The organism is Longimicrobium sp. (assembly GCF_036554565.1).
Taxonomy (GTDB): Bacteria; Gemmatimonadota; Gemmatimonadetes; order Longimicrobiales; family Longimicrobiaceae; genus Longimicrobium.
This window is the reverse complement of the sequence record NZ_DATBNB010000875.1, coordinates 1-3,043: the sequence shown is the minus strand read 5'-3', so window position 1 is coordinate 3,043 and position 3,043 is coordinate 1. Positions and strand designations below refer to the sequence as shown.

The 3,043-nt window shown below is 71.5% G+C and carries 3 protein-coding genes; all 3 read right to left on the bottom strand.

The window, feature by feature from the left end; genetic code table 11:
* Window positions 1-1,043, bottom strand: a 1,043-nt coding sequence (locus VIB55_RS24505) for an NEW3 domain-containing protein (RefSeq protein WP_331879315.1), incomplete at its 3' end; no start/stop codon positions are given.
* 1 nt (window position 1,044) lies between these two features.
* The gene (locus VIB55_RS24500) at window positions 1,045-1,824 is read right to left on the bottom strand and encodes a hypothetical protein (protein WP_331879314.1); all 780 of its coding nucleotides are present in this window, start codon (window positions 1,822-1,824) and stop codon (window positions 1,045-1,047) included.
* Window positions 1,825-1,894: 70 nt separating this feature from the next.
* The gene (locus tag VIB55_RS24495) at window positions 1,895-2,380 is read right to left on the bottom strand and encodes a hypothetical protein (protein ID WP_331879313.1); all 486 of its coding nucleotides are present in this window, start codon (window positions 2,378-2,380) and stop codon (window positions 1,895-1,897) included.
* Window positions 2,381-3,043: the final 663 nt, after the last annotated feature.

Sequence of the window (3,043 nt, the reverse complement as noted above, 5' to 3'; positions counted from 1 at the left end):
CCGATCCCGTCGCCGCGGCGGTCGCGGGAGACGATGCCTCCCGCGCTCAGCACTCCGCGGCGTAACGTGGCACCCACGCCGAAGCCGTAGCGGCCCGGCCCGGTGAGGCGCGAGAGCCAGTAGACGTCATCGCCCGCACGGAGGGAAAGGCCAGGCGCGTCCAGGCGCACCCGGTACTCGTCCTGGCGCGGGAAGGGCGTTCCCGCCGGGTCCGCCGTTCGCGCGAGCACGTCCAGCCGCACCCGCTGCGCGCGGTCCAGCGCACCGCGCGCGGAGAACGAGAAGCCAGCGGCGGACAGCGAATCCGCTGCCCGAACGGCCAGCTCCGCGGGAAGCCGCCGGCGCCGCGTCCCTCCCCCGCCCCGCGCGACGACCGTCAGCAGCACCCTCGCCGACGCGGAGTCGCTGGGGGACGAGGCGTGGAGCGTCACCTGGTGCCGCACGGTGGCGGGCGCCCCGCGCTCCGTCCTCCCGCGCACGGCGATCACCCGTTCCGACGCGGGGGGCAGCACGATGGACGACGAGTCCGCGCGCAGCCGGGCGCCCTGGTCGCCCGCCGCGCGAAGGACCAGCCGCTCGGCCACGTTGCCGCGGTTGGACAGGCGAAAGGGGATAGCGTACTCGTCGCCGGCGATAGCCATGGCCGAGGTCTCCACCGGCTCCACGGCAATCCCCCGCCGTTCGGGGACCACGAGCACCGCGGAATCCGCCGATGACGACACCGAGTAGTGCACCACGTGGCGGCCCGCCGCCGCGCCGGAGGGCACGCGAACCGCCACCAGCCGGAGCTCGGCCTCGCCCGCGGCCAGCTCGCGCGCCGTGCCGCCCGTCGCCCGCCACCCGGCGGGAAGCGCCAGGGCGGGTTCGATGGTCGCGGGCGCGCCGGAGGTGTTGGTGACGCGAAAGGGCACGGTGACCGCCTCGCCCGCGCGCGCCGGCAGCTCCAGCGGCCCGCGGCGCTCCACGCGCGCGAGCTGGGCCTCCGCGCGTTCCGCGAACGCGCAAAGGCCCAGCCCAGTGATCACCCAGCCGCGAACCCGCACGTCAGATGCGGATGGTGTATTCCGCGCCGAACACGTCGTCGGAGCCCGTATCCACCACCAGCAGCGCGCGATAGGTGCCGGGCGCCAGCTGGCCCAGGTCGAAGCGCTGGTGGATGGAGCTGCCGGGGTACACCAGCCCGCGCGTGCTGGTCAGCCGGCCGGCGGGCGCGCCCTCCGCATCGAACAATTCCACGCGCAGGTCCAGCCGGTCGGCCTGCTCGCCCGTGTTGACGACGTTTACTGCCAGCGCGGGGGCGCCCTGCTCGCGCGACACCCGGGCGCCTTCCAGCGCGATCCGCCGCGGGGCCTGCCCCACGTGCGTCGCCAGCTGCACGGCGTAGCGGATGGTGGGCTCGATGCCCACGCGCCCCGCCCGCACCGCCGCGGCGCGTCCTTCATCCACCGTCTCCACCATCACCACGCTCCAGTACGAGCCGCGCGGGTCTGCCTGGGGCACCTTCACCGTGTAGCTGACGGTAGCCTCTTCGCCCGGTGCCAGCGTAAGCCGCGACGGGCTGAACGTCACCCATCCGGCGTTGCTGCGGGCGGAGGAGCCGGCCTGGTCGTAAAAGGTCTGGCCGTCCGCCTGGAAGCGGTAGTCCGTCTGGTACACCCGCGCCAGCTGCGGCGCGCTGCTGGTGTTGCGGACGCGGATGGTGCCCGTGTACTGCTCGCCCGGCGTGGCGGCGCGCTCCTCGAGCGTGCTGCTGACGACGCTGACCTGGGCGGCGGCGGCCGCGGGAAGCAGCAGCGCGATAGCGATGGCGGAGATGAGCTTCATAATCCTGCGGGGGAGGAGAACCGGGGAGGATGGCGGGCGCCGGGTGGCGCCCGCCGTGTCGGCAAATGGCTCAGGCGCCAGCGGTGATGGTGTACGTCACCGTCTTGTTGCCCGCCGCCACCACGCCCGCCGCGACCGTCGCGCTCAGGCCGTACGAGATGGACAGCCCCGACTGGTCGACGTTGCTGATGCCGGTCACCACGTCCTTGTCGACGCTGTTCAGGCTCACCGCGCCCGCGCTCGTGGCGCCGCTGGGGGCGGCGAGCTGCACGGTGAGAGTGACGTCGGACGGCATGTTGGTGTCGATCCGCGCGGTGATCTTGCGGTTGGTCTGGTTGCTGGTGATGGCGTAGGTGCCGGCGGCCGAGGCGGAAACCAGCCCGCTGCCGGGGGTGGCGTCGTTGATCACCAGCGACGGCGAGCCCGAAACGCTGATCTCGTTGATGGCCGACACTTCGTAGCTGACGGACTGCGTGGCGGTCTGGGCCTGGGCGTCGGTGGCGGCCAGGGCGGCGGCGGCGACGGCGAACAGGGAGGCGAAGCGGATGGTGGTCATTGTCGTGCTTCCTGCGATGGGAGATGGATACTGCTCCGGGAGGGAAAGTGCCCCGGCGGATCGCCACCCGGTCGGGCGGCGGACGGCATCCCCTTAGTCCAGACTCGTGCCGCATCGCGCCAAACGGGTAAATCGCTGTTTTTCAACGGCTTACACGGCAGTCACCAATCGTGCAGCATCGAGGTGCAACGTACGATAATCGGCCACTCGGGATCACCGGCAATGCCTAGAAACGGCGCCAGATGGGCGCATCAGGCACTCGTGTTCGATATTCAGACGTACCGGCGTCGGGTCCAAGACGGGAACACGGGTCGGCGAGAGCGATGAACGGCGCTGATGCCCGGAAAGCCGACGGCTCGCCGGAGCGGGTAAGCGCGGCCGGTGGGAAGTGGAAAGCCGGCTCGGGCCGCTGTCGCGAGGCCTTCACCCGCACACGCACTGCACCCATCGAAAGCCACACGATGTCATCCCGATGGAGCGGCCGCGGGTCACTCAGTCCTGACACCGTGGCTTGCAGCGACTGCGGGATCCGCCACACACTCCTCGCGGCGCTTCATCCTCGCGGAAACACGAAACCCTGTTGCCTGGTTCGGCGCGAAACCCGAAAAACCTGAGGCTCGTCGTGAGCAGGCGTGGAGGCGGTCGGAGCACTGTGTGGCGGAT